Source organism: Devosia epidermidihirudinis (assembly GCF_000971295.1).
Taxonomy (GTDB): Bacteria; Pseudomonadota; Alphaproteobacteria; order Rhizobiales; family Devosiaceae; genus Devosia; species Devosia epidermidihirudinis.
This window is the reverse complement of the sequence record NZ_LANJ01000002.1, coordinates 56,606-80,610: the sequence shown is the minus strand read 5'-3', so window position 1 is coordinate 80,610 and position 24,005 is coordinate 56,606. Positions and strand designations below refer to the sequence as shown.

The window sequence follows — 24,005 nt, the reverse complement described above, 5'->3', positions numbered from 1 at the left end:
GATCAGTCCCTCCCCCTATCAGGGGGAGGCTAGGAGGGGGTACTCCGATGCCCCAGAAAACTCCCCAACGTCCCCCAAGGACAAAAAGGCCCGCGGAGCGATCCGCGGGCCTTTTGCTATTCAAACTGCACCAGAGCTTAGCCCTTGGTATCGAAACCGACCCAGATGGTGATGGTCTCGCCGCCCAGATAGGGGATCGCGACATTGTCGATCACCTTGACGAACTCAGCCGACTGGGCCGGTGGGGTGATGGCGACGGGGATGGTGTATTTCTCCGAGAACACAGCCTGACCATCGCGCTCGACAGCGAAGCGGATCGGCGCGTTGACGGTCGACTGGCTACCAGCGGGACCAAGCAGCACGCGGCCGACCACGCCCATATTCACGGTGATGAGGCCGTTCGAGACCACGCAGTTGCGCGAAGTTTCGTCGATCACGCCCTGGTATTGCAGCGCCTTGGCGTTCCCAGTCTGGCCATTGCCGTAATAGAACATCGCCTCGGTACCGGCGCGCACCTTGATCGGCGGGCACTGGGTGGCGATTGCGGGCAGCGCGCTCGACTGAGCCTGGGCCACAGCCGCTGGACTGGCCGTCGCGTTCTGCAGCGACTGGGTCTGCGCCGCAGAATTGCCGCCGCCAAACATGCCGCCCATCGAGCAACCAGCAAGCAGCGCCGCAACACCGCACAGAGCGGACAAGCGCAGGACCAGAGAAGTGGACTGGGTCATATAGGGTCTCCTGACGCTGACTTTAGGCATTTGCGGCTTCAAGCGCCATCAGAATGGCGGGTGCGCCGCTGGCATTGACGCCCGGCGCATCTTCGACGAACACCGCCTGAGCGATGCCATCACGGATCAGCAGGGCGGACCGCGCAAAGCGCTTGCCCATGCCTGCTCCGGAGAAATCTTTGGCAATTCCAAGGGCTTCGGCCAGATCGCCATTGCCGTCGGCAATAAAATCGACCTTGCCCAATGCGCCCGAGGCTTCAGCCCAGGCCTTCATCACATGCACGTCGTTGACCGACGCACAGACGATGCGGTCCACACCGGCAGCATGAAGCTTTTCGGCATTGGCCACATAGCCGGGCAGATGATTGACATGGCAGGTGGGGGTGAAGGCGCCTGGAACGGTGAAAAGGACCACGGTCCCCGCGCCCAACACCGCGTCACTGGTGGCATCGCTCACGCCGTCGGCAGTGACCAGTTTGATCCCCACGGATGGAATTGCGGATCCGTTTTCGATCATGCGTGATAGTCCCATGCCTCTGGCTGCCGGGCGGCGGCCACTTCCCCAAGAAATCGTGCATTCGGGATATGCGGCTTTGCCCCCGCATTCAAGGTCTGCGACCGACCTTCCCCGTTTACACGCGCTGCTAGCTCTTCGGCACCGTGATGGACCGCGAGACTTCGTATGGTCCCATGCTGGTCATGAATGTGATCTGAACGCTGCGGGTTTCCAAGCCGTGATCGCGGCTTTTACCCAGGATCGGGATCAGGACTAGGTTTGGTTCCGGGCTTTTTTGCGGCGCACCGAATAGCGGCTCGCCGGTGTCCGTCGCGGCAATCAGCGAGGCCGGGTCCACATCCGGATCGGCAATGTGCACCGCCAGCATGTCGTCATCTGCGCGGTACTCGATCGTGTCGAAAGGCTGGCTCTTGCCATCCCACTCGATCGGCACCTCGGCCGCCGCCTGCTTGATGCGCAGCCCATTTGGCATGTCCGCTTCATCGCCGTCGACGGGCAGACTGAAATGGGCTTGCGCCGGCACACAGATGTCCGAACAGACGCCCAGCACGGCCGAAACCTCAATATTATTCGCCCCCGCCGCGAGCTTCAGCTCGATCGGGAGCATGGTCGGGCCGAGATAGACGTAGTCCAGATAGCCATCGGCCTCGTATCGGGTCGGATAGGGCCAGAGAATTTCGTGATCCAGCACGCCAGTCGACCCAGCGAAATCAAGCTCGGTGGGCAGGCCGGTGTCGCCGGGCACACGCCAATAGGTCTTGGTGTTTTCCGGCATATCGAGTTCAAGCCCGATCAGCGCGGTGCCATCGGCATTGATCTGGCCAGTGCTCACCAGTCGCAGGTTCACGCCCGGAGCCACTTCCTGCCATGGCGTTTCGCCCGCAAAAGCGGGCACAACAAGGCTCAGGGTGGAGATGGCTAGGATCGACAGACGCATGATTGAGGCATTAGCGCAGGATGGGATGAAGAAATAGCTGACACGCCATCAGGCCTTCGTGATGGCTGCAGGACAGCCATTCGACCAAGTTAACTTGGCACAGGAGACGCGCGTCCCTACAATCACACCATGAACTCGCTTGAAGGACAATTCCTAGTGGCCATGCCCGACATGGCCGATGAACGCTTTGCAGAAAGCGTCATCCTGCTCGTTGGCCATGGCAGCGAGGGGGCGATGGGCCTTGTCATCAATCAGGAACTGACCGACCTGCGCTTCGCCGATGTGCTCGACGAGATCGACCTGGGCGATCCGGACGCGGTCATCCGCCTGCCCGAGGCGATCCGCGATCGCGTGGTGATGCGCGGTGGCCCGGTGGAAAAAGGGCGTGGCTTCGTGCTGCATTCCGCGGACTATCACAGCGGCAACACCTATCCGGTCGCCGAAGGCATCAGCCTGACCGCCACACTCGACGTGCTCAAGGCCATCGCCTTCGGCCCCGCACCCAAGTCTACATTTTTCGCGCTGGGGTGCTGTGGCTGGGCCCCGGGGCAACTGGAAGGCGAGATCAGCGACAATGGCTGGCTCACCGTGCCGTTCTCCCGTGAGCTGTTGTTCGATACGCCAGTGGAAGAGCGCTACGACGCCGCACTGGCCAGCCTGCACATTACGCGGGCGACGCTGAGCCCGGATGCCGGGCACGCCTGACCAAGGCAAACCCACAGGGCAAATCCCTCCCCCTATCAGGGGGAGGCCAGGAGGGGGTACTCTGATCCTCCGCCAGCCTACCGCGCCAACTGTGCGCTCAGCTTCTTGCCGAACTCAGGCCCGCTCATCGCTGCGCCAAAGGCGAAGCCCTGGGCATAGCGGCAGTTGAGTTGGCGCAGGCGCTCAATCTCATCCAGCGTCTCCACCCCTTCTGCAATCAGCATCAGATCGAGATCGGTGGCCAAGGCCACGACCGCCCGGATGATCGGCCCCTGCGTATGAGAAATGCCGTTCGCGTCGCTGATCTTCACGAATGGCGCGGGGATCTTGATGGTGTCGAAGGGGAAGCGGTGCAGATAGCTCAGCGATGAGTGCCCGGTGCCGAAATCGTCCAGCGCCAGACCCAGCCCCAGATTGCGCAGCGCCTGCAGCATATAGGCGGAGTGCTCTGGATTGGTCATCACTTGGCTCTCGGTAATCTCGAGCTTGAGGTGACGCGCCAGGTTCTTGTCCTGACTGACAAGGTTGCGCATGTCGTTGAGCAGCGTTTCGGTCGCCAGTTGGGTGGGCGACAGATTGACCGAAATGAAGAAGTCCTCGGGCAATCCACCCATGGAAGACATCCATTCCTTGGCCTGTGCCGCGGACTGTTCGAATGCCAGGCGGCCGAGCTTTTCGATCTGCCCAGAGCGTTCGGCCAGCGGCACGAACTCATCGGGATTGACCGCACCACGCGTTGGGTGGTTCCAGCGCATCAGGGCTTCAGCACCAGCGATCTGGCCAGTCTGAATATCCATGACCGGCTGGAACTGCACATGCAGCTCGCCCTGCTTCATGCCGCGTTCCAGGTCTTCCTCGCTGGCGCGATTATAGGCCGAGATCGAACGGGCAGAGGCGCGATAGGCCTCAATACGGTCGCCGCCAAGCCGCTTGGCGTAATACATCGCCAGTTCGGCATCGCGCAGCACGTCCGCCGCCGTTGCCGGATTGCTGTCGTAGATGGTGACACCAATGGACGCCGACAGCGTCAGGTCGCGATCACCAAAATTGAACGGAGCCTTCAGCGCCTTGCGGATCTGCTCGGCAGTTTCGGCAATCTTGCCCGCCGCCTGCTCGGAGGCCAGGATCACAGCAAACTGGTCGCCCGTGACGCGCGCAACGGTGTCGAGCGGACGCATGATGCGGGAGATGCGGCGGGAAATTGCCAGCAGCACAGAATCGGCCGCCGAGTGACCAATGCGTTCTTCGAGCTCCATGAACCGGTCGATATCGATCAGGAACACGGCAGGCTTAGTGCCGCCGGGCGTCCTTGCCCGCACCAGAGCGCGTTCCAACCGATCCAGGAACAGCATGCGGTTGGGAAGGCCGGTCAGGCTGTCATGCACGGCGTCGTGCAACAGGCGTTCGCGCGCTGCACGATCATCGGTCACGTCCTGCAGGGTGCCGACGATACGGTTCACCTGCCCGTCGCCGCCCAATACGGGCTTCACCCGCATGCGGAAGCTACGATAGCTGCCATCATGGCTGGCAATGCGCATGTCGGACGACACCTTGCCACGGCGCAGCTCCACCAGTGTATCGAACGCCGTGCGGAAACGGTCACGATCATCGGGATGCACCCGGTCAAGCCAGCGCTTGATGGCGCCCTTGAGCGCCCCGCGCTTTTCGCCGAGCCGCGTCGCCAGCTCATCGCTGACCGACACGCGATCGCGCTCGATATTCCAGTCAAAGACGAAGTCGCCCGAGCCAGTGAGTGCCAGAGCGCGGCGCTCGACTTCGCTCAGTGTGCCGATGGAAACCTGCCCCTCGGAGAAGGCGTGTTGTACTGCGGTAAAGCCGAGCAGCATGACCACGAGAACAAGGCCACCGCCCACAGCGGGCTGTGCCACGTCGTTGGACACCTGACCCGAAATCACCAGCCAGCAATAGAACAGCCAGGCGATGATGATGATCCAGGTCGGCACCAGCAGCACGGCGCGGTCATAGCCACGCAGCGCGAGCAGCAGGATCAGGAAGAAGCCCGAAATACCCAGCATCGCCAGCACGAGACGTGAGATCGTCGCCGCAATTTCAGGCTGGAAAAACGCGAAGGCAAACAGCGCGAGGAACAGGGTCGCCAGACCAAGCGCCAGATGCACAAACCGCAGATGCCATCGATGCAGGTTCAGATAGATAAATAAGAACCCGGCTAATGTCGTCGCTATGCCCGCCTCGGAGGCAGCTCTCAGCGGTTGCACCCCTCCCGCTGGTAGGCCCAGCAAGCGGCCCAAAACGCCAAAATCGATCAGCAGATACACCAGCACGGCCCAGGCAAAAGCTGCCGTCGCCGGGAATACGCCACGCCCCTTGACCACAAACATAATGGTCAGGAACACAGCCGCCAGCGAGGCCACGCCCAGCACCACGCCGCGGAACAACGTGAACGAGTTGACGTAATCACGATAGGCATTGGGCTGCCAGAGATAAAGCTCGGGCAATTTGTTGGATTGGAGCTCGGCCACGAAGGTCACGGTCGCGCCGGGATCGAGGGTCACCTCGAAGACGTCGGCCTCGCTGTCCACCAGCTTCACCGGACGAATGCCGGCGCTTGGGGTCAGCGCCTTAACGCGCTCGTCGCCCAGATCAGGCTGGATCAGCCCGGAGCCGGGCAGACGATAGAACGGCGCGACGAGCAGGCGCTCGATCTGCTGATCGCTTTCGTTGCGCAGCGCAAACAGTGCGAAATCTGGATTGGTGCCACGCTCGCTCGCTAGCACTTCGATGCGGCGGATAATGCCGTCCTCGCCCGGGGCGGTCGACAGCTGAACCTTGCCATCGGAGCCGGGAACGATCTCGATCACGTCGGACAGATTGACCGCGTTAACGTCCTGCGGGACGGAAATGACTTCGAACGCGGTGGCGGGCACGATCATCGCAAGCGCGAACGCAAGCCACATCGCGAGTGCTTTGAGGTGACGCATCAGGGGTGAGTATATCCTGCGCTAGGCTTCATTGTGGCGGCAACGCGCGGGGACAAAAATCACCCCGTTGCCGAACGGCATCCGCGTGTCGAGAAGCACCTTTGGTAGCGGGGATTGGCCTGTGCGACAAGCACTGGGGGCTGTTGCCAATAGGCAACAGGGGGTCAGAGGGCCTGCTGCGCCCCAGCAATATCAAGCCGGACGTCCGGATAATCGGCACCAGCAATTGCTGTGCAAAGCCCGCTCCACTCGCACCCCTCGCACGCCTGCCGGATATCTCGCCCCGCAAAGGCGCGGCGCATCATGGCAAGTTCGGCCTCTCCAAGACGAAAACGGGTGCCAGCGCGGATAGACCGCGCCAGCAGATTTGTGAGGGCTTTGGCAGCCTGGCGATCCCGCTCAATGACGCTATCGCGCCAGCAATGGGGATCGGGCTCGCCGAGCAGGGGCGCGCAGATATCGTCGGGGCCATCCACAATCTGAATGTCCTCGCCACCATTGAGTCGCTGCACAATCGCGTCGTAGTTGACGGTAAAGGCAGGCGTGTAGCCCTTGCCGACATAGGTCAGCATGCAGAGCAGATGGTGGGCGCGCAGGTTGACGGTCAACGGGCGAGAGCCTTGAGAGCCGCCGCGCCCAGCACCGATTTCAGCACGGCACCAACGACGAATGGCGCAACCCCCGAAGCGATTGCCACTTCAGCGCCAAAATTAACACCAAGCCACGCGCCGCCGACAGCGAGGCAAACCACATTGCCCAGCAGCATCGCAGCAAAGGCCAGCACGACGCGATGACCGTTCCAGCCACGCTCGGCCAGAAAGCCGACGAGGGCCGCAGCCAGTGGGAAGGCAAAGAGATAGCCGACCGTTGGCCCGGCAAAGTGGGCAAGGCCGCCTGCCCCGCCTGCGAGCACCGGCAGACCAAATGCGCCCTCAACCAACCAGGCAGCAACGGTGACAGCGCCCAGGCGCCAGCCATAGAGCGCGCCAACCAGCGTCACAGCCAATGTCTGCATGGTCATGGGCACCGGCACCATCGGCACCTCGATGTAAGATGAGAGTGCCAGCAGCACGGTGCCCAGCACGACAGCGGCAGCCTGCCAGGCCAAAGGCCGAGTCTCAAGGCGCAGCGGGCTGAAGGATCGGGTGGAAGTCAGTGTCGTCGTCATGAAGATTTCTCGTTTCGATAAATTATAGATAATTCTGTCGACTCATCTATTAAACCGAAAATCTGCGCCCGGAGCAATGCCCGCGCGGCATCCAAGCGCGCATAGACCGGCCACGTCCGTCCGTTGAACGGATGCACAGATGATAGTTGGAGCTAAAAAGCGGGGGCCTGACGCCATTACCCGACGATGGCGAAGGCCTCGCGGGTGGTGCCAGCGGCGGTGCGGACGGGCTTCTGGCCGATCCATTGCACATGCCGTCCCAAGGTCGTCAGTGCAGCGTCGACATTGCCCTGCCGCAGCGCTGCCAGAATGGCCAGATGATCCATATCGGTGCGGGTTTCCCACTCGGTGCGCCACGCGGCAAACAAAAACCGGGCACTGGCCGCATGCAAATCATCAATCGTGGCAAGCAGACGCGGCATGGCGCAAGGAGCCAGAATGGTGCGGTGGAACGTGCGGTTCGCCTCCTCCCATGAATGCACATCGCGCGACTTATCCCCAGCCCGCGTGGCGTCTTCGGCCAGATCCAGAATCGCCTTGGTCAGGTGCGGTGCGGCATGGCGCAATGCCAGCACTTCAAGCGAGGCCCGCATTTCAGCGACTTCGCGCACTTCGGCCAGATCGAACGCGGCGACACGTACCCCGCGCCGTGGTTCGCTGATCGCCAGACCCTGCGCTTCCAGCCGGCGGAACGCCTCGCGCACCGGCACATGGCTAGCCCCGAACTCACTGGCAATGTGATCCTGCCGCAGACGGCTGCCCGGCTCGATCTCGCCGGCAATGATGCGATCGGCCAGCACCTTGCTGATCCGCACGGCAATGGTGTCGTCTTTGGTCTGGGTCATGTTTTATAGATAATTTGCGTCGCTGCGCCTGTCGAGGCGAAAGCGTCAGCGTCGATTGGCTGCGCGGTGCAATTCGTAGCGCTCGCGCGTCATGCCAAACAGCACATGGTCTTCCCAGCGCCCGTTGATCTGCAGGTACTTCTCGGCAAAGCCTTCTTCGACAAAGCCGTTCTTTTCGAGAACCCGTCGCGACGGCACGTTGCCCGGCAAAAACGCGGCATGGATACGGTGCAGGTCGAGCGTGTCGAACACAAAGGGCAGGCAGACCGAAACGGCCTCGCTCATGATCCCCTGCCCGGCATATTGCTGGCCCATCCAATAGCCGAGGTTGACGAACTGGGCGGCGCGTCGGCGCACATTGGATAGGGTTATGCCGCCGACAATATCTTCGGCGCGTCCCTCGCCGCTGAAAATGAAGAAGGAATAATCGGTCCCCTCTTCGACTTCCTGGCGGGCGCGTTTCACGCGATTGATAAACACCTGCCGGGCCAAGTCGGCCTCGGTCCAGCGCGGCTCAAACGGGCGCAGGAAGTCGCGGCTGCCACGGCGCAGGGCATACCAGGCGTCGTAATCGCCCATCTGCGGCAGGCGCAGAAGCAGGCGATGTCCCCGCAGGGAGATCAACGACGCCGGCGATGACCATGGCCACAGCATGCGCGTCTGGCCTCAGCGTTTGAGATGGTCGCCAATGGCGCCAAGGTCGGGCAGACCAGCGATCGGGCCGATACCGGCCAACGTGGGTGCACCCATGGTGAAAATCTGCTCGGCCACGTCTTGCACGCGCTGGGCGGTGATGGCGTTGATGCGATCCACTGTTTCCTGCATCGGGATCGGGCGACCCCACAGGATCTGCTGGCGCGCCAGCTGCCCGGCACGCGCCGATGGGCTTTCCAGAGACATCAGCAGGCCCGCGCGGATCTGGTTACGGACGCGGATCACCTCTTCCTCGGTGATCGATTCCGTGGCGCGCTTGAGCTCGTCGAGCACGACCGGCACAAGGTCGGCGACCTCGTCTTCCCCCGTTGCCGCGGCAACACCAAACACGCCGCTATCGGCAAACGCCCAGTGGAACGAATAGACCGAGTAACAGAGACCACGCTTTTCGCGCACTTCCTGAAACAGGCGCGAGCTCATGCCGCCGCCAAGGATCGAGGCCAGCACCTGCGCGGCATAGAAGCCGTCAGCATTATAGGCGCGGCCTTCAAAGCCGATGACGATGTGAGCCTGCTCGTGGTCGGACACGAGGCGCTCTTCGCCGCCTTGATATTCAGCTCGCTGCGGCGCTGGCGCGCCATTGGGCTTGAGGTCGGCAAAGCGCTGGCGCGCAACTTCGACGAGCCCCTCATGGTCCACATTGCCCGCAGCCGCCATCACCATGTGGTCGCCCACATAGTTGCGGTTCATATATTTGCGGATGGTGTCGGAGCTGAATTCGCGCACCGAATCCACTGTGCCCAAAATCGTGCGGCCGATGGGTTGGGTGGGAAAGGCTGCGGCCTGAAACAGGTCGAACACGTGATCGTCCGGATTATCGCGCGCCGCGCCAATTTCCTGCACGATGACCTGCTTTTCGCGGCTGAGCTCTTCTTCCTCAAAGCGCGAATTCTGCAGGATATCGGAGAGAATGTCAGCGGCCAGCACCACATCCTCTTTGAGCACGCGGGCGAAATAGCCGGTATGCTCGATCGACGTCGCAGCGTTGAGATCGCCACCCACATTTTCGATGGCTTCGGCGATCTGCAGGGCCGAACGCCCCTCGGTGCCCTTGAACGCCATGTGCTCGAGCAGATGGGAAATGCCGTGCTCGGCCTTGCGTTCGCTGCGCGCCCCGGCCTTGACCCAGACGCCCAGCGAAGCACTTTCCAGATGCGGCATGTCGTCGGTGAGAACCACCATGCCGTTGTCGAGTGTCGTCGATTCTACGCTCACGCAAGGTCCTCCTCAGGCCCGGCGGTTGGGGGACCGCCGCTCCCTCAACACGTCAGGCAGCGCGTGTCCGCGCCGAGATGAATTCTTCAACCGCGCTCTGCTCGTTGGCAAGCACGCTGAGGCGCTCCTCCCGCGAATAGAGATCGGCCAGCCACGCCGGCAGGGGTGGCTCGATGCCGGAAGCATCCTTGACGGCAGCCGGGAACTTGGCCGGATGCGCCGTCGACAGGGTAATCATCGGCACAGCCGAGCGCGGCTGCGCCTGCGCCACATGCACGGCGACGGCGGTGTGCGGATCGAGGAGATATCCCGACTGGGCGAGCGTTGCGGCAATAGCCGCCTTGGTCTCAGCCTCGCCGGTGGTGCCAGCGGCAAAGTCGCGACGGATGGCGGCCAATGCGCTCTCTGGCAGCGCGAAACCACCCGACTGCTTGAGGCCATCCATCATGCGCACGACGGCGCCCGCATCGCGGCCCGCACCTTCAAACAGCAGGCGCTCGAAGTTGGACGAGATCTGGATGTCCATCGATGGGCTGATGGTGGGCGCAACGCCGTCCATATCGTAGCGGCCGGTGTCCATCGCGCGACGCAGAATGTCATTGGCGTTGGTCGCGATGATCAGGCGCTCAATGGGCAGGCCCATGGCCTTGGCGCAATAACCGGCAAAAATATCGCCGAAATTGCCGGTCGGCACGGTGAAGCTCACCTTGCGATGCGGCGCACCCAGCGACACAGCCGCCGTGAAATAATAGACAATCTGCGCGACGATGCGGCCCCAATTGATCGAATTGACGCCACTGAGGCGCACGCGATCGCGGAAATTGTGGTTGTTGAACATCGCCTTGACGATGTTCTGGCAGTCGTCAAACGTGCCCTCGATGGCAATGTTGTGCACATTGGCGTCGAGCACAGTCGTCATCTGCAGGCGCTGCACCGGGGAGGTGCGGCCGCGCGGATGGAGAATGAAGATGTCGGTGGTGTCGCGGCCCCGGAAGGCCTCGATGGCTGCCGAACCGGTGTCGCCCGAAGTGGCGCCAACGATCGTTGCCTTAAGGCCCCGCTCGGTCAGGATGTGATCCATGACCCGGCTGAGGAACTGCATGGCCACGTCCTTGAACGCCAAGGTTGGCCCATGGAACAGCTCAAGCACGAAGTGATTGGATTCGATCTCGACCAGTGGCGCAACGGCCGGGTGGCGGAACGAGGCATAGGCCCCATCAATGATGGCACGCAGTTTGTCGGGTGCGATCTCATCGCCGACGAAACGACCGATAATATCGTACGCGACGTCTGCATAGGATTTGCCAGCAAAAGCGGCAATTTGAGCAGGAGAAACCTGAGGCCAGCTCTGTGGGACATAAAGCCCGCCATCGGAGGCGAGGCCCGCCAGGACTGCGTCGGAGAAGCCGAGCACGGGCGCCTGGCCGCGCGTTGAGACAAACTGCATTCGGGGAGAAAGCCCTTTTAGAATTGTTGCAACCTAGAGAAACGGGCGATGAACCGCAAGTTTGATGGTTAGCCCGCCTTTGCGCCCTGCCGCTGCCGCCAAATCCAGAAGCCCAGCATGACGACAGCCACGATGGCAAAGCCGAACCAGGTGTAGGCGTAGCCCAGATGGTTATTGGGAAACTCAACCACGGTCTCGCCACCCTGTGGCAGCTCGCCGGGAGCGCCGGCAGGCAGATCCACATAGAAGGGCGCAATCGGCGCCAGCGCTGGATCGGCCATCGCCGCCATGCGCTGGGGGTCCCGCACCCACTCGATGCGGTCCGACGTATTGGGCGCGGGCGTCATGAAGCCAGCATGTTCACCGGGACGCAACAAGCCGGTGATGGTCACCTGGTTTTCCGCGCCCTCACCATCGGTGACGGCGGCTTCCTGAACCTGTTGCGGAATAAAACCGCGATTAACGAAGACCGTGCCGCCATCGGCCAGCACAAACGGGGTCATCACCCAATAACCCGGCCCAGATGCCTTGCCCTTGCTGTTGGCAAGGCTGGTGAACACGGTCAGCGTCTGATTGTAGCGGAAAGCGCCAGTCAGCGAGACCGGCTGGAAGTTCAGGGCTTCAGTATCGAGCGTAGACCAGGTGGCGGCTTCCGGCACGGGGATCGGCGCAGCCGTCAGGCGCGAGTCGACGGCGGCGATCAACGCCTCCTTTTCGTGGAGGCGTTCAAGCTGCCAGGTACCGAGCCAGGCGCAGACCACGGCCAGTATCAGCATCAGCACGACGAACGTGCCGGTCATGACTGTGCTGAGGCGTTTCTCGCTCATTGGTGTCCCTCGTGAGCATCGTGACGATATTGCTGGGCCACCAGCACGCCCTTGAACGGGGGCAGCAGCGCCAGCGACAGAATGATGGTGGTGGGGATCCACAGCGCCAGATGAACCAGCGGCGGCGGATTGAACATTGCCCCGACGATCAGCGCGAGGGTGATGACGATAGGCGCGACTAGAAAAATCACGAAGATCGCAGGACCGTCGCCGCTATCGGCAAATTTGAGATCGATCCCGCAGACCGAACAGGACGGGGCGACCTTGAGATAGCTGGAGAACAGCTTGCCCTCTCCGCAGCGCGGACAGCGGCAGAGCAGACCAGTGGTCAGGGGGGAAGGTTGTGCCACAAGGCTCTCCAAACAAATCGGGGCGCAGCCAGCAGCTGCGCCCCGTAAAAGACGTCGGGCGGGACCGTTAGTGGCTCAACGCCACGCCCCAGCTGCCCCACACATAGATGGAGGCAAACAGGAACAGCCAGACCACGTCCACAAAGTGCCAGTACCAGGCCGCAAATTCGAAGCCGAGGTGGCGTTCTGGGGTGAAGTCACCACGGTAAGCGCGCAGCAGGCAGACGGCCAGGAAGATGGTGCCGATCAGAACGTGCAGACCATGCAGGCCCGTCGCCATGAAGAAGGTCGCGCCATACATGTCGCCAGCGAACGAGAAGCCGGCTTCCGAGTACTCAATGCCCTGAACGACGGTGAAGACAGCGCCGAGAGCAACGGTGAGGATCAGACCCCACTTGAGGCCTTCGCGGTCATTCTCCAGCAGCGCGTGGTGCGCCCAGGTCACCGTGGTGCCCGAGGTCAGCAGCAGCAGCGTGTTGAACAGCGGCAGGTGGAACGGGTCAAACAGCTCGATGCCGGTTGGCGGCCAATGACCGCCAGTGGCCGCAACACGAGCATACTGCTCAATGTCGTCGAAGCGGAAGAAGCCGTCGAAATAGGCCCAGAAGAAGCCGAAGAACACCATCACTTCAGAAGCGATGAACAGCATCATGCCGTAGCGGTGGTGCATCTGCACGACCGGGGTGTGATCAACGCCATTATTGGCTTCTTTGATCACGTCGCTCCACCATGCGTACATGGTGTAGAGCACGCCAACCAGGCCGATGAAGAAGACGAACGGTGTCCACTGGTGCATCCAGAAGATGATGCCCAGGGCAAAGACGAAGACGGCGGCCGACATGACAAACGGCCACGGGCTCGGTTCGACCATGTGGTAGTCGTGGTTCTTGGTAATTGCCGACATCGTCAGCTTCCCCCGTTCTCTGAAGCGTAGAAGGTATAAGAGAGTGTGATCTCTTTGATGGTATTGAGCTCAGGATTATCGTTGAGCTCAGGATCGACGAAAAACACGATCGGCATTTCCACGGTTTCACCGGGCTGCAGCGTCTGCTCGGTAAAGCAGAAGCATTCGATCTTGTTGAAATAGACGCCTGCGCGTTCGGGCGACACGTTGAACGTGGCCATGCCGGTCAGCGGCTTATCGGAAAGATTGGTGGCAATGTAATTGACCGTATCCACGGCACCGATGTTGTCGGTGATGGATGGCGCAGCCTTGACCGACCAGGACAGATCGTTGGCCACGTTGGAGTCAAAGCGCACCGTCATGATGCGGTCGATAATGCCCTTTGGATTGTCCGTTGCCTTGCCGGGCGTACCACCAAAGCCAGTCACCTGGCAGAAGATGTTGTAGAGCGGCACAGAGGCATAGGCCAAGCCGACCATGCCGATGGCAATGGACAGACCGATCACAGCCACGCGCTTGTTACGGCGCGCCATTGCTGGGTCGATACGCTGGTTCGTCAGATCAGCCATCAGAGTGCCCGATCAAACAGAGCAGGGCCCATCTTGACGATGGTCAGCGTATAGAAGGTGATCGCAAACAGCGCGAGGGCGATGGCCAGAGCAATCGAGCGGCGGCGACGCACGCGCGAGCGCGCGGCGGCTATCTCTGGTGTCTCGATGGCTACGCTGTGAATTTCGTCTGGTGCGCTCATCCGAAGAAGCTCCCATACCGTGTCAGAAGATTGTCGGTGAGGAAGGCGAAGTACACGATGAACAGGTAGCTCAGCGAGTAATTGAACACCACCCGCGCCGCTTTGCGCATGGCCACGTCTTCACGGGCCTGCAGCAATCGCCAGGACAGGAACAGGAACGACGCGCCGGTAATGACAGCGACGACCGTGTACACCATGCCCGAATATCCGAGCCAGGTCGGCAGCATGGCGGAGGCCGCCAGCAGCACCGTATAAGCGAAGATCTGAACCTTGGTGGACTGGTTGCCCACGACGTTTGGCATCATGGGAATGCCGGCTGCGCCATAGTCGCTCTGCTTGTAGAGGGCGAGCGCCCAGAAGTGTGGCGGGGTCCAGAGGAACGTGATCAGGAACAGCACGACGGCTTCCATCGAGATGGTACCGGTGACCGCAGCCCAGCCGACGATCGGCGGGAAGGCACCAGCAGCACCACCGATGACGATGTTCTGCGGCGTCGCGCGCTTGAGCCACATCGTATAGATGACGGCATAAAAGAAGATGGTGAAGGCGAGCAGGCCTGCCGCGACCCAATTGGTCGCAAGCCCTAGCAGCGCCACCGAGAAGACCGATAGCACGAGACCGAAGACCAGCGCTTCACCCTTGGTGATGCGACCGGCCGGGATTGGACGGTTGACGGTCCGGCTCATGATGGCGTCGATATCGGCGTCGTACCACATGTTCAGCGCGCCAGAGGCCCCTGCCCCGATAGCGATGCAGACGATGGCGATGATGCCGATGAATGGGTTGATGCCACCTGGTGCTGCCACCAGGCCAACAATGGCGGTGAACACGACCAGCTGCATGACGCTCGGCTTGAGCAGCGCGAGGTAGTCCTCGACGCGTGCCTCGCCGGTCAATCCGGGTGTGTTCCTGGTGTCATCCATAAAAGCCACTGGCTTTGCCTCAGTTAGGGAAGCGGGCCGCGCGAGCGCGGCCCGATCTATACGTTGCGCTTAGTGCGCGTTTGTCGACTCGATACGTGGCAGGGTCGAGAACTGGTGGAACGGTGGTGGGCTGGACAGGGTCCATTCCAGTGTCGTTGCACCCTCGCCCCATGGGCTGTCGCCCGCTGGACGCTTCTTACGGCTGGCTTCCCACGTCGCGTAGAAGAAGATCAGCATCGCGAAGAAGGTGATGTAGTAGCCGTAGGAGGAGATGCGGTTGAACAGGGTAAACGCATCTGGGTAATCGATGTAGCGGCGCGGCATACCGGCAAGGCCGAGGAAGTGCTGCGGGAAGAAAATCAGGTTCACGCCAACGAACATGACCCAGAAGTGCAGCTTACCCAGGAACTCCGAGTACATGTAACCGAACATCTTGGGGTACCAGTAGTACCAGCCAGCGAAGATCGAGAACACGGCACCCAGCGACAGCACGTAGTGGAAGTGAGCAACCACGTAGTAGGTGTCGTGCAGGGCACGGTCGGCACCAGCATTGGCGAGCACCACACCGGTCACACCACCAACGGTGAACAGGAAGATGAAGCCGATTGCCCACAGCATTGGCGTGCGGAAGGTGATGGAGCCGCCCCACATGGTGGCGATCCACGAGAAGATCTTCACGCCGGTCGGCACCGCGATAACCATCGTGGCGGCCACGAAGTAACGCTGCACGTCGAGGCTGAGGCCGGTGGTGTACATGTGGTGAGCCCACACGACGAACCCGACGAAGCCGATGGCGACCATGGCGTAAGCCATTGCCATGTAGCCAAAAATTGGCTTGCGGCTGAAGGTCGACACGATGTGGCTGATGATGCCGAAGCCCGGCAGGATCATGATGTACACTTCGGGGTGACCGAAGAACCAGAACAGGTGCTGGAACAGGATCGGGTCGCCACCTTCGGCAGGCTTGAAGAAGGCAGTACCGAAGTTACGGTCCGTCAGCAGCATGGTGATGGCACCAGCCAGCACTGGCAGAGCCAGCAGCAGCAGGAATGCAGTCACCAGAACCGACCAGGCGAACAGCGGCATCTTGTGCAGCGTCATGCCCGGAGCGCGCATGTTGAAGATGGTGGTGATCAGGTTGATCGCACCAAGGATCGAGCTGATACCGGCAACGTGCAGGGACAGGATCGCGAAGTCCATTGCCGGGCCAGGGTGGCCGGAGGTGGACAGTGGTGGGTAGATCGTCCAGCCGCCGCCGAAGCCGAGCGCGCCAGGGCCGGTACCTTCAAAGAACAGGCTCATCAGCAGCAGGATGAATGCTGGAGGGAGCAGCCAGAAGGCGATGTTGTTGATACGCGGGAACGCGGTATCGGGCGCACCGATCATCAGGGGCGCGAAGTAGTTTGCAAAACCACCCATGGTGGCTGGCATGACCACGAAGAACACCATGATCAGCGCGTGCGCCGTGGTGAACACGTTGTACATGTGCTTGCCGGCGTCGAGGGCTGCGTCGCCATCCACACCATAGACCATGGCTGCAAGGCCGTGGAAAATCTGAATGCCGGGCTCCTGCAGCTCCATGCGCATAACGCCGGAGAGAAGGCCACCGACGATCCCCGCGACGATCGCGAAGATCAGGTACATGATGCCGATGTCTTTGTGGTTGGTCGAATAGACCCAACGACGCCAACCCTTCGGCGTGTGATCATCATGGGCAGCATCGTGGCCAGTAGCGTGGGCCTCGAGGTGAGCGGTGTTTGCCATTATTATGTCCCCTGACCCGTCTTACTTAATCGCAACCAGCGTGGCGTTGGCAGCGTCATAGTCGCCCGCCTTGAACGCCGCGATGAACGCTGCATATTCAGCCTTGGTGACCACGCGCACGGCGATGGGCATGAAGGCATGGTCCTTGCCGCAAAGCTCAGAGCACTGACCGTAATAAACGCCGGTTTCGCGCGCATTGAACCAGGTCTCATTGAGACGGCCGGGCACGGCGTCGATCTTGATGCCGAAGGACGGCACTGCAAAGGCGTGGATCACACCCATTGGATCGGCAGTGACCTGAACGCGAACAGTGGTGTCGACTGGAACAACCAGCTCATTGTCCACTGCAAGCAGGCGCGGCTGGCCAGGCTTGGTCGCATTGCGATCGGTTTCATTCAGCATCAGCTGCGTGAAAGCCAGATCGTCATCGACGTATTCATAGTCCCAGTACCACTGCTGACCGGTTGCCTTGATGGTCAACTCGGGCGCAGGCACCTCGATCTCACCGAACGAGAAGATGTTGGCGCCAAGATATTTGCGCTCGCCATCTGGCGTCGTCAGCTGATCGCTCAGCACGCCGAAAGACGGCACCGAGATCACGATCAGCGCGATGATTGGCAACACGGTCCAGACGATTTCAACCAGCGTATTGTGGGTGAAACCTGCCGGCACCGGATTGGCCTTGGCATTATAACGAATAACAACCCAGATCAGCAGCGCCAGAACCAGGATGACGATGAGCGAAATGCTCCACATCAAAATCCCGTCGTGGAACGCCGTGATCGAATCCATAATAGGCGTCACTGAACGCTGCAGATGGAACTGGCCAGGGAGCGGATGACCAGCTGCGTAGCCGCCCTCTTCCTGCGCCGTGGCAAGAACTGGGGCCAGCGCCATTGCGGCTGCCGAAATCGCCCCCATCTTCCTCAAGAACTGCCCGGTCACCTCAAACCCCCGTATCGAATTCCATTGGTGCATCCACACCGGATTGAGGGCGAAATAAGCGGCATAGCTAACGCCGCCCCGACTCAACCTCGGAGCGAAAAACTCTGGCTTGACCTAAATCACATTGAATTGGCCGAGTCTATTGCGGCATTGGCGCGCGCATCTGCGTCATATTGAACCCTTTAGGCCACCTTGCCGCCTCACCCTCGCCGCAGTTTCACACCCATATTCCCAGCATTTCCGGGCTTTGGTTGACTTGGACACAAGCCTGTCGGAAACAGAGAACTGCCCACGCGGCCGCGCGATTCGTCTGGAGAAGTGATAGAGTGATGTCGATTTTCAAGCGCTACCTGACCGGTGCGAGCCTGGCTCTCGTCGCCCTCGCCTCTACCAGCCACGTCACTTTTGCCCAGGGCACAGTGCGCGCGCAGTATGGCGACTGGCAGATGAGCTGCGATACGCCTCCCGGCGCCAGCGCAGAGCAGTGCGCCATCATTCAGAATGTGATGGCTGAAGATCAGCCCAATGTGGGCCTCTCTGTCATCGTATTGCGCACGGCCGATCGCGAAGCGCGCCTGCTGCGCGTACTGGCACCCCTTGGCGTGCTGCTGCCAAACGGCCTTGGCCTCAATGTTGATGGCAAGGATATGGGCCGCGTCGCCTTCGTGCGCTGCCTGCCCAATGGCTGCGTCGCCGAAGTGGTCCTCGATGACGCACTGATCCAGACGCTGTCCGATGGCACAGACGCGGTTTTCGTCGTCTTCAAGACACCTGAAGAGGGCATCGGCATTCCCGTATCGCTCAAGGGCTTCAAGGACGGCTTCGCGCAGCTGCCCTAATCCTCAGAGGGGGGAATTATGGAAGAGGAAAAGCGCGCTGCGCCGCGTCACCGTACGCTCAAGGGCGCGCGCATTGCCTTTCACGATGGCTTTTCAACCATCGAATGCACAGTCCGCAACATGTCGGACATCGGCGCCATGCTCAAAGTGGCAAGCGTGATCGGGATTCCCGATCACTTCGATCTCGTGTTGAGTGATGGGCAGAAGTTCACCTGCACTGTCGCCCGCCGCACCGCCACCGAAGTGGGCGTGACGTTCGACTAGGCCACCGGGCCACTCCCCAGACAGAAAAAAGCCGGACAAGCACGAAGCTGTCCGGCAAGTCATCAGGAAACGGGACCAGCGGCAAAACCGGCCCGAAGATGGCACGAGCACTCAATTGGGGGGTCGTACCAACACGGTGGCAGCGGCGCCTTTGGGCGTCGGTGCAAAGACAATCGCAGTCAGCGGCGGGCGTTCCGCGCCCGGGCAGCGTTCAGGACATGCGCGCCGGCCCCACCCTTATGGGCCAGGGCAGCGGTGACGTCCGAGCGCGAAATACCCAAATCCTCAAACTGCTCGCGATCGAAGTCCAACAGGCCTTTCAGTGCCGCGCGGCGGGTACGTGCAGCTTGTGCCTTTGCGATCCAGCGCAGAATTGCGACAAAAGGATTGGCAGGCGAGGCAGCCGCGACTGTCCGCTCGCTGGGCAGCGAGAGAGCCATGATAGTCTCCAAAAATGTGGTTGTGCCGAGGGAGTCGGCGGGGTTCGGTACAAACTGACTGCACCGATAGTCCTGATTACCGCACTGGACTTCCATTCGTCTAACAAATAGATTTCATCTACTCTATCAATTTGAGTGATGGGAATGGACTATGGCCGCTCCACTTGATCTCGACCAGTTGCAAAGCTTCTGCGCTATTGCCGACTGCGGCAGCTTCACCGAAGCCGCGCGGCGTGTGAACAAGACCCAGTCCGCCGTCTCCATGCAGATCAAGCGGCTTGAAGAGCGCCTTGGTCACTCGCTACTTGCGCGCGACGGCCGCACCGTCACCCTGACCCGGCAAGGCGAGGCGCTCTATTCCCGCGCCCGCAAAATGCTGCGCACCAATGCCGAAATCCTCGACCACTTTTCCGATGGCGACCTCTCGGGCTCGATCCGCTTTGGCGTGCCGGACGATTATGCAGTTCGCCTCCTGCCCGTGATCCTGTCGAGCTTCCAGCGTACTCACCCCAAGATTGCCGTGGATGTTTCCTGCATGGCGTCCGAGCATCTGCTCGAGGGCATGCGCGCTGGGCGCTATGATCTGATCGTCTTCACGCAGGGCACCGAGCAAAACTACGGCGAGCTGTTCCGCACCGAAAAGATGTTCTGGGTGGCCAGTCATGGCGGCCGCGCACTGGCCAGCGAACCCCTCGCCATCGCTTCGGGCCCGAACTATTGCATCTGGCGCAAGGACGCGATGGAAGCCCTCGACCGCAGCGGCATGGACTATCGCATCGCCTATACATCCTCCAACGCCACCGCCATTTCCAGCGCCGTGCTGTCTGACCTGGCCATTGGCTTCCTGCCGGAAAGCGCCATGCAGCCCGGCATGCGCGTGGTCAACGAAGAGTATGGTCTGCCGCGCCTCGGCGACGCCCAGATCGCCCTCAAACGCGCCAGCCACGCCTATGGCGGCATTTACGACGCGCTAGCGAACCACATCGTCCAGTCGATGGGCAACCTGGACCATCCGCCAGTCACAGCCGAAGCGGCGGAGTAGAGGGTTCCTCCCCACTGGGTCATTCCGGCGAAGGCCGGAATCCATGTCCGCAACGCGCCCCCGCATCCACATTAATGGACAACCCACAGCATGGATCCCGGCCTAGGCCGGGATCCATGCTGTGGGTTGTCCATTAATGTGGATGCGGGGGCGCGTTGCGGACATGGATTCCGGCCTTCGCCGGAATGACCCAGTGGGGAGGAACCCTCTACTCCGCCGCTTCGGCTGTGACTGGCGGATGGTCCAGGTTGCCCATCGACTGGACGATGTGGTTCGCTAGCGCGTCGTAAATGCCGCCATAGGCGTGGCTGGCGCGTTTGAGGGCGATCTGGGCGTCGCCGAGGCGCGGCAGACCATACTCTTCGTTGACCACGCGCATGCCGGGCTGCATGGCGCTTTCCGGCAGGAAGCCAATGGCCAGGTCAGACAGCACGGCGCTGGAAATGGCGGTGGCGTTGGAGGATGTATAGGCGATGCGATAGTCCATGCCGCTGCGGTCGAGGGCTTCCATCGCGTCCTTGCGCCAGATGCAATAGTTCGGGCCCGAAGCGATGGCGAGGGGTTCGCTGGCCAGTGCGCGGCCGCCATGACTGGCCACCCAGAACATCTTTTCGGTGCGGAACAGCTCGCCGTAGTTTTGCTCGGTGCCCTGCGTGAAGACGATCAGATCATAGCGCCCAGCGCGCATGCCCTCGAGCAGATGCTCGGACGCCATGCAGGAAACATCCACGGCAATCTTGGGGTGAGTACGCTGGAAGCTCGACAGGATCACGGGCAGGAGGCGAACTGCATAATCGTCCGGCACGCCAAAGCGGATCGAGCCCGAGAGGTCGCCATCGGAAAAGTGGTCGAGGATTTCGGCATTGGTGCGCAGCATTTTGCGGGCGCGGGAATAGAGCGCCTCGCCTTGCCGGGTCAGGGTGACGGTGCGGCCGTCGCGCGCAAGTAGCGAGTGACCAAGGCGCTCTTCAAGCCGCTTGATCTGCATGGAGACGGCGGACTGGGTCTTGTTCACACGCCGCGCGGCTTCGGTGAAGCTGCCGCAGTCGGCAATAGCGCAGAAGCTTTGCAACTGGTCGAGATCAAGTGGAGCGGCCATAGTCCATTCCCATCACTCAAATTGATAGAGTAGATGAAATCTATTTGTTAGACGAATGGAAGTCCAGTGCGGTAATCAGGACTATCGGTGCAGTCAGTTTGTACCGAACCCCGCCGACTCCCTCGGCACAACCACATTTTTGGAGACTATCATGGCTCTCTCGCTGCCCAGCGAGCGGACAGTCGCGGCTGCCTCGCCTGCCAATCCTTTTGTCGCAATTCTGCGCTGGATCGCAAAGGCACAAGCTGCACGTACCCGCCGCGCGGCACTGAAAGGCCTGTTGGACTTCGATCGCGAGCAGTTTGAGGATTTGGGTATTTCGCGCTCGGACGTCACCGCTGCCCTGGCCCATAAGGGTGGGGCCGGCGCGCATGTCCTGAACGCTGCCCGGGCGCGGAACGCCCGCCGCTGACTGCGATTGTCTTTGCACCGACGCCCAAAGGCGCCGCTGCCACCGTGTTGGTACGACCCCCCAATTGAGTGCTCGTGCCATCTTCGGGCCGGTTTTGCCGCTGGTCCCGTTTCCTGATGACTTGCCGGACAGCTTCGTGCTTGTCCGGCTTTTTTCTGTCTGGGGAGTGGCCCGGTGGCCTAGTCGAACGTCACGCCCACTTCGGTGGCGGTGCGGCGGGCGACAGTGCAGGTGAACTTCTGCCCATCACTCAACACGAGATCGAAGTGATCGGGAATCCCGATCACGCTTGCCACTTTGAGCATGGCGCCGATGTCCGACATGTTGCGGACTGTGCATTCGATGGTTGAAAAGCCATCGTGAAAGGCAATGCGCGCGCCCTTGAGCGTACGGTGACGCGGCGCAGCGCGCTTTTCCTCTTCCATAATTCCCCCCTCTGAGGATTAGGGCAGCTGCGCGAAGCCGTCCTTGAAGCCCTTGAGCGATACGGGAATGCCGATGCCCTCTTCAGGTGTCTTGAAGACGACGAAAACCGCGTCTGTGCCATCGGACAGCGTCTGGATCAGTGCGTCATCGAGGACCACTTCGGCGACGCAGCCATTGGGCAGGCAGCGCACGAAGGCGACGCGGCCCATATCCTTGCCATCAACATTGAGGCCAAGGCCGTTTGGCAGCAGCACGCCAAGGGGTGCCAGTACGCGCAGCAGGCGCGCTTCGCGATCGGCCGTGCGCAATACGATGACAGAGAGGCCCACATTGGGCTGATCTTCAGCCATCACATTCTGAATGATGGCGCACTGCTCTGCGCTGGCGCCGGGAGGCGTATCGCAGCTCATCTGCCAGTCGCCATACTGCGCGCGCACTGTGCCCTGGGCAAAAGTGACGTGGCTGGTAGAGGCGAGGGCGACGAGAGCCAGGCTCGCACCGGTCAGGTAGCGCTTGAAAATCGACATCACTCTATCACTTCTCCAGACGAATCGCGCGGCCGCGTGGGCAGTTCTCTGTTTCCGACAGGCTTGTGTCCAAGTCAACCAAAGCCCGGAAATGCTGGGAATATGGGTGTGAAACTGCGGCGAGGGTGAGGCGGCAAGGTGGCCTAAAGGGTTCAATATGACGCAGATGCGCGCGCCAATGCCGCAATAGACTCGGCCAATTCAATGTGATTTAGGTCAAGCCAGAGTTTTTCGCTCCGAGGTTGAGTCGGGGCGGCGTTAGCTATGCCGCTTATTTCGCCCTCAATCCGGTGTGGATGCACCAATGGAATTCGATACGGGGGTTTGAGGTGACCGGGCAGTTCTTGAGGAAGATGGGGGCGATTTCGGCAGCCGCAATGGCGCTGGCCCCAGTTCTTGCCACGGCGCAGGAAGAGGGCGGCTACGCAGCTGGTCATCCGCTCCCTGGCCAGTTCCATCTGCAGCGTTCAGTGACGCCTATTATGGATTCGATCACGGCGTTCCACGACGGGATTTTGATGTGGAGCATTTCGCTCATCGTCATCCTGGTTCTGGCGCTGCTGATCTGGGTTGTTATTCGTTATAATGCCAAGGCCAATCCGGTGCCGGCAGGTTTCACCCACAATACGCTGGTTGAAATCGTCTGGACCGTGTTGCCAATCATCGCGCTGATCGTGATCTCGGTGCCGTCTTTCGGCGTGCTGAGCGATCAGCTGACGACGCCAGATGGCGAGCGCAAATATCTTGGCGCCAACATCTTCTCGTTCGGTGAGATCGAGGTGCCTGCGCCCGAGTTGACCATCAAGGCAACCGGTCAGCAGTGGTACTGGGACTATGAATACGTCGATGACGATCTGGCTTTCACGCAGCTGATGCTGAATGAAACCGATCGCAATGCGACCAAGCCTGGCCAGCCGCGCCTGCTTGCAGTGGACAATGAGCTGGTTGTTCCAGTCGACACCACTGTTCGCGTTCAGGTCACTGCCGATCCAATGGGTGTGATCCACGCCTTTGCAGTGCCGTCCTTCGGCATCAAGATCGACGCCGTGCCCGGCCGTCTCAATGAGACCTGGTTCAATGCGCGCGAAACCGGCGTTTATTACGGTCAGTGCTCTGAGCTTTGCGGCAAGGACCATGCCTTCATGCCCATCGCCGTGCGCGTGGTCACCAAGGCTGAATATGCAGCGTTCATCGCGGCGTTCAAGGCGGGCGACTATGACGCTGCCAACGCCACGCTGGTTGCGATTAAGTAAGAC

The 24,005-nt window shown here is 61.0% G+C and carries 28 protein-coding genes; 6 read left to right on the top strand and 22 right to left on the bottom strand.

Annotated elements, in window-relative coordinates:
- Positions 1–137: 137 nt before the first annotated feature.
- From WH87_RS01140 to WH87_RS18710, 3 genes are all read right to left on the bottom strand, one after another.
- Complete coding sequence (locus tag WH87_RS01140) at positions 138–728, bottom strand: hypothetical protein (RefSeq protein ID WP_046137687.1); 591 nt, start codon at positions 726–728, stop codon at positions 138–140.
- 22 nt (positions 729–750) lie between these two features.
- On the bottom strand, positions 751–1,245 hold the full coding sequence (locus WH87_RS01135; protein WP_046137686.1) for a peroxiredoxin: 495 nt from the start codon (positions 1,243–1,245) through the stop codon (positions 751–753).
- Between the two features lie 127 nt (positions 1,246–1,372).
- Positions 1,373–2,182 carry a protein-disulfide reductase DsbD domain-containing protein gene (locus WH87_RS18710; protein WP_052726205.1) on the bottom strand — a complete coding sequence of 270 codons (810 nt, stop codon included), beginning with the start codon at positions 2,180–2,182 and terminating at the stop codon, positions 1,373–1,375.
- A 129-nt stretch (positions 2,183–2,311) separates the two neighbouring features.
- On the opposite strand from WH87_RS18710, the gene WH87_RS01125 reads away from it, so the two are divergent.
- Complete coding sequence (locus tag WH87_RS01125; protein ID WP_046137685.1) at positions 2,312–2,887, top strand: YqgE/AlgH family protein; 576 nt, start codon at positions 2,312–2,314, stop codon at positions 2,885–2,887.
- 77 nt (positions 2,888–2,964) lie between these two features.
- Here WH87_RS01125 and WH87_RS01120 read toward each other — a convergent pair whose 3' ends face one another.
- From WH87_RS01120 to coxB (WH87_RS01050), 15 genes are all read right to left on the bottom strand, one after another.
- Positions 2,965–5,847, bottom strand: coding sequence for an EAL domain-containing protein (locus WH87_RS01120; RefSeq protein WP_046137684.1), 2,883 nt, complete (start codon positions 5,845–5,847; stop codon positions 2,965–2,967).
- Positions 5,848–6,011: 164 nt separating this feature from the next.
- Positions 6,012–6,455, bottom strand: a complete 444-nt coding sequence (locus tag WH87_RS01115; RefSeq protein ID WP_046137683.1) for a DUF1284 domain-containing protein — start codon at positions 6,453–6,455, stop codon at positions 6,012–6,014.
- Complete coding sequence (locus WH87_RS01110; protein ID WP_046137682.1) at positions 6,452–7,015, bottom strand: biotin transporter BioY; 564 nt, start codon at positions 7,013–7,015, stop codon at positions 6,452–6,454. The genes WH87_RS01115 and WH87_RS01110 overlap by 4 nt, the downstream gene beginning before the upstream one ends.
- 176 nt (positions 7,016–7,191) lie before the next feature.
- Positions 7,192–7,860 carry a GntR family transcriptional regulator gene (locus WH87_RS01105; protein ID WP_046137681.1) on the bottom strand — a complete coding sequence of 223 codons (669 nt, stop codon included), beginning with the start codon at positions 7,858–7,860 and terminating at the stop codon, positions 7,192–7,194.
- Positions 7,861–7,905: 45 nt separating this feature from the next.
- Positions 7,906–8,514, bottom strand: coding sequence for a GNAT family N-acetyltransferase (locus WH87_RS01100; protein ID WP_046137680.1), 609 nt, complete (start codon positions 8,512–8,514; stop codon positions 7,906–7,908).
- Between the two features lie 12 nt (positions 8,515–8,526).
- Positions 8,527–9,789 (bottom strand): M16 family metallopeptidase, encoded by a 1,263-nt coding sequence (locus tag WH87_RS01095; RefSeq protein WP_046137679.1) that lies wholly within the window; start codon positions 9,787–9,789, stop codon positions 8,527–8,529.
- 52 nt (positions 9,790–9,841) lie between these two features.
- On the bottom strand, positions 9,842–11,236 hold the full coding sequence (gene thrC, locus WH87_RS01090; RefSeq protein ID WP_046137678.1) for a threonine synthase: 1,395 nt from the start codon (positions 11,234–11,236) through the stop codon (positions 9,842–9,844).
- Between the two features lie 68 nt (positions 11,237–11,304).
- Positions 11,305–12,063 carry an SURF1 family protein gene (locus WH87_RS01085; protein WP_052726204.1) on the bottom strand — a complete coding sequence of 253 codons (759 nt, stop codon included), beginning with the start codon at positions 12,061–12,063 and terminating at the stop codon, positions 11,305–11,307.
- A complete protein-coding gene (locus WH87_RS01080) occupies positions 12,060–12,413 on the bottom strand; it encodes a DUF983 domain-containing protein (protein ID WP_245622280.1) in 354 nt (117 codons plus the stop codon). Before WH87_RS01080 ends, WH87_RS01085 begins: the two co-directional genes overlap by 4 nt.
- Positions 12,414–12,480: 67 nt before the next feature.
- Positions 12,481–13,317, bottom strand: coding sequence for a cytochrome c oxidase subunit 3 (locus tag WH87_RS01075; RefSeq protein ID WP_046137676.1), 837 nt, complete (start codon positions 13,315–13,317; stop codon positions 12,481–12,483).
- A gap of 2 nt (positions 13,318–13,319) precedes the next feature.
- Positions 13,320–13,886, bottom strand: a complete 567-nt coding sequence (locus tag WH87_RS01070; protein ID WP_046137675.1) for a cytochrome c oxidase assembly protein — start codon at positions 13,884–13,886, stop codon at positions 13,320–13,322.
- Complete coding sequence (locus WH87_RS01065; RefSeq protein ID WP_046137674.1) at positions 13,886–14,068, bottom strand: hypothetical protein; 183 nt, start codon at positions 14,066–14,068, stop codon at positions 13,886–13,888. The genes WH87_RS01070 and WH87_RS01065 overlap by 1 nt, the downstream gene beginning before the upstream one ends.
- A complete protein-coding gene (locus WH87_RS01060) occupies positions 14,065–14,991 on the bottom strand; it encodes a heme o synthase (protein ID WP_046137673.1) in 927 nt (308 codons plus the stop codon). The genes WH87_RS01065 and WH87_RS01060 overlap by 4 nt, the downstream gene beginning before the upstream one ends.
- Before the next feature lie 69 nt (positions 14,992–15,060).
- Positions 15,061–16,755, bottom strand: coding sequence for a cytochrome c oxidase subunit I (gene ctaD / locus WH87_RS01055; protein WP_046137672.1), 1,695 nt, complete (start codon positions 16,753–16,755; stop codon positions 15,061–15,063).
- Positions 16,756–16,776: 21 nt separating this feature from the next.
- Positions 16,777–17,700 carry a cytochrome c oxidase subunit II gene (gene coxB, locus WH87_RS01050; RefSeq protein ID WP_245622281.1) on the bottom strand — a complete coding sequence of 308 codons (924 nt, stop codon included), beginning with the start codon at positions 17,698–17,700 and terminating at the stop codon, positions 16,777–16,779.
- A gap of 329 nt (positions 17,701–18,029) precedes the next feature.
- Here coxB (WH87_RS01050) and WH87_RS01045 point away from each other — a divergent pair, with 329 nt between their 5' ends.
- Together WH87_RS01045 and WH87_RS01040 are read left to right on the top strand one after the other, a co-directional pair.
- Entirely contained in the window at positions 18,030–18,539 is a 510-nt protein-coding gene (locus WH87_RS01045; RefSeq protein WP_046137670.1) for an invasion associated locus B family protein, read from the top strand.
- Positions 18,540–18,557: 18 nt separating this feature from the next.
- Positions 18,558–18,803 (top strand): PilZ domain-containing protein, encoded by a 246-nt coding sequence (locus tag WH87_RS01040; RefSeq protein ID WP_046137669.1) that lies wholly within the window; start codon positions 18,558–18,560, stop codon positions 18,801–18,803.
- Between the two features lie 179 nt (positions 18,804–18,982).
- On the opposite strand, the gene WH87_RS01035 is transcribed toward WH87_RS01040, so the two are convergent.
- Positions 18,983–19,243 (bottom strand): hypothetical protein, encoded by a 261-nt coding sequence (locus WH87_RS01035; RefSeq protein WP_046137668.1) that lies wholly within the window; start codon positions 19,241–19,243, stop codon positions 18,983–18,985.
- Positions 19,244–19,394: 151 nt separating this feature from the next.
- Here WH87_RS01035 and WH87_RS01030 point away from each other — a divergent pair, with 151 nt between their 5' ends.
- Positions 19,395–20,285 (top strand): LysR family transcriptional regulator, encoded by an 891-nt coding sequence (locus tag WH87_RS01030; protein WP_046137667.1) that lies wholly within the window; start codon positions 19,395–19,397, stop codon positions 20,283–20,285.
- A 208-nt stretch (positions 20,286–20,493) separates the two neighbouring features.
- On the opposite strand, the gene WH87_RS01025 is transcribed toward WH87_RS01030, so the two are convergent.
- The gene (locus WH87_RS01025) at positions 20,494–21,384 is read right to left on the bottom strand and encodes a LysR family transcriptional regulator (protein WP_046137667.1); all 891 of its coding nucleotides are present in this window, start codon (positions 21,382–21,384) and stop codon (positions 20,494–20,496) included.
- A gap of 151 nt (positions 21,385–21,535) precedes the next feature.
- Between WH87_RS01025 and WH87_RS01020 the strand changes: the two genes are divergently transcribed.
- Positions 21,536–21,796, top strand: a complete 261-nt coding sequence (locus WH87_RS01020; RefSeq protein WP_046137668.1) for a hypothetical protein — start codon at positions 21,536–21,538, stop codon at positions 21,794–21,796.
- Positions 21,797–21,975: 179 nt separating this feature from the next.
- On the opposite strand, the gene WH87_RS01015 is transcribed toward WH87_RS01020, so the two are convergent.
- Together WH87_RS01015 and WH87_RS01010 are read right to left on the bottom strand one after the other, a co-directional pair.
- Entirely contained in the window at positions 21,976–22,221 is a 246-nt protein-coding gene (locus WH87_RS01015; RefSeq protein WP_046137669.1) for a PilZ domain-containing protein, read from the bottom strand.
- Positions 22,222–22,239: 18 nt separating this feature from the next.
- Positions 22,240–22,749 (bottom strand): invasion associated locus B family protein, encoded by a 510-nt coding sequence (locus WH87_RS01010; protein WP_046137670.1) that lies wholly within the window; start codon positions 22,747–22,749, stop codon positions 22,240–22,242.
- A 329-nt stretch (positions 22,750–23,078) separates the two neighbouring features.
- Here WH87_RS01010 and coxB (WH87_RS01005) point away from each other — a divergent pair, with 329 nt between their 5' ends.
- The gene (gene coxB, locus WH87_RS01005; protein WP_245622281.1) at positions 23,079–24,002 is read left to right on the top strand and encodes a cytochrome c oxidase subunit II; all 924 of its coding nucleotides are present in this window, start codon (positions 23,079–23,081) and stop codon (positions 24,000–24,002) included.
- Positions 24,003–24,005: the final 3 nt, after the last annotated feature.

What these genes read in the sequence shown, in the direction of transcription:
- WH87_RS01045 (WP_046137670.1), top strand. Translation starts at nt 18,030, where the DNA reads ATGTCGATTTTCAAGCGCTACCTGACCGGTGCGAGCCTGGCTCTCGTC.
- WH87_RS01110 (WP_046137682.1), bottom strand. Translation starts at nt 7,015, where the DNA reads ATGACGACGACACTGACTTCCACCCGATCCTTCAGCCCGCTGCGCCTT.
- WH87_RS01135 (WP_046137686.1), bottom strand. Translation starts at nt 1,245, where the DNA reads ATGATCGAAAACGGATCCGCAATTCCATCCGTGGGGATCAAACTGGTC.
- WH87_RS01120 (WP_046137684.1), bottom strand. Translation starts at nt 5,847, where the DNA reads ATGCGTCACCTCAAAGCACTCGCGATGTGGCTTGCGTTCGCGCTTGCG.
- WH87_RS01030 (WP_046137667.1), top strand. Translation starts at nt 19,395, where the DNA reads ATGGCCGCTCCACTTGATCTCGACCAGTTGCAAAGCTTCTGCGCTATT.
- WH87_RS01035 (WP_046137668.1), bottom strand. Translation starts at nt 19,243, where the DNA reads ATGGCTCTCTCGCTGCCCAGCGAGCGGACAGTCGCGGCTGCCTCGCCT.
- WH87_RS18710 (WP_052726205.1), bottom strand. Translation starts at nt 2,182, where the DNA reads ATGCGTCTGTCGATCCTAGCCATCTCCACCCTGAGCCTTGTTGTGCCC.
- WH87_RS01085 (WP_052726204.1), bottom strand. Translation starts at nt 12,063, where the DNA reads ATGAGCGAGAAACGCCTCAGCACAGTCATGACCGGCACGTTCGTCGTG.
- WH87_RS01070 (WP_046137675.1), bottom strand. Translation starts at nt 13,886, where the DNA reads ATGGCTGATCTGACGAACCAGCGTATCGACCCAGCAATGGCGCGCCGT.
- WH87_RS01060 (WP_046137673.1), bottom strand. Translation starts at nt 14,991, where the DNA reads ATGGATGACACCAGGAACACACCCGGATTGACCGGCGAGGCACGCGTC.
- WH87_RS01075 (WP_046137676.1), bottom strand. Translation starts at nt 13,317, where the DNA reads ATGTCGGCAATTACCAAGAACCACGACTACCACATGGTCGAACCGAGC.
- WH87_RS01025 (WP_046137667.1), bottom strand. Translation starts at nt 21,384, where the DNA reads ATGGCCGCTCCACTTGATCTCGACCAGTTGCAAAGCTTCTGCGCTATT.
- WH87_RS01105 (WP_046137681.1), bottom strand. Translation starts at nt 7,860, where the DNA reads ATGACCCAGACCAAAGACGACACCATTGCCGTGCGGATCAGCAAGGTG.
- WH87_RS01015 (WP_046137669.1), bottom strand. Translation starts at nt 22,221, where the DNA reads ATGGAAGAGGAAAAGCGCGCTGCGCCGCGTCACCGTACGCTCAAGGGC.
- WH87_RS01010 (WP_046137670.1), bottom strand. Translation starts at nt 22,749, where the DNA reads ATGTCGATTTTCAAGCGCTACCTGACCGGTGCGAGCCTGGCTCTCGTC.
- WH87_RS01100 (WP_046137680.1), bottom strand. Translation starts at nt 8,514, where the DNA reads ATGCTGTGGCCATGGTCATCGCCGGCGTCGTTGATCTCCCTGCGGGGA.
- thrC (WP_046137678.1), bottom strand. Translation starts at nt 11,236, where the DNA reads ATGCAGTTTGTCTCAACGCGCGGCCAGGCGCCCGTGCTCGGCTTCTCC.
- WH87_RS01065 (WP_046137674.1), bottom strand. Translation starts at nt 14,068, where the DNA reads ATGAGCGCACCAGACGAAATTCACAGCGTAGCCATCGAGACACCAGAG.
- ctaD (WP_046137672.1), bottom strand. Translation starts at nt 16,755, where the DNA reads ATGGCAAACACCGCTCACCTCGAGGCCCACGCTACTGGCCACGATGCT.
- WH87_RS01020 (WP_046137668.1), top strand. Translation starts at nt 21,536, where the DNA reads ATGGCTCTCTCGCTGCCCAGCGAGCGGACAGTCGCGGCTGCCTCGCCT.
- WH87_RS01040 (WP_046137669.1), top strand. Translation starts at nt 18,558, where the DNA reads ATGGAAGAGGAAAAGCGCGCTGCGCCGCGTCACCGTACGCTCAAGGGC.
- WH87_RS01140 (WP_046137687.1), bottom strand. Translation starts at nt 728, where the DNA reads ATGACCCAGTCCACTTCTCTGGTCCTGCGCTTGTCCGCTCTGTGCGGT.
- WH87_RS01125 (WP_046137685.1), top strand. Translation starts at nt 2,312, where the DNA reads ATGAACTCGCTTGAAGGACAATTCCTAGTGGCCATGCCCGACATGGCC.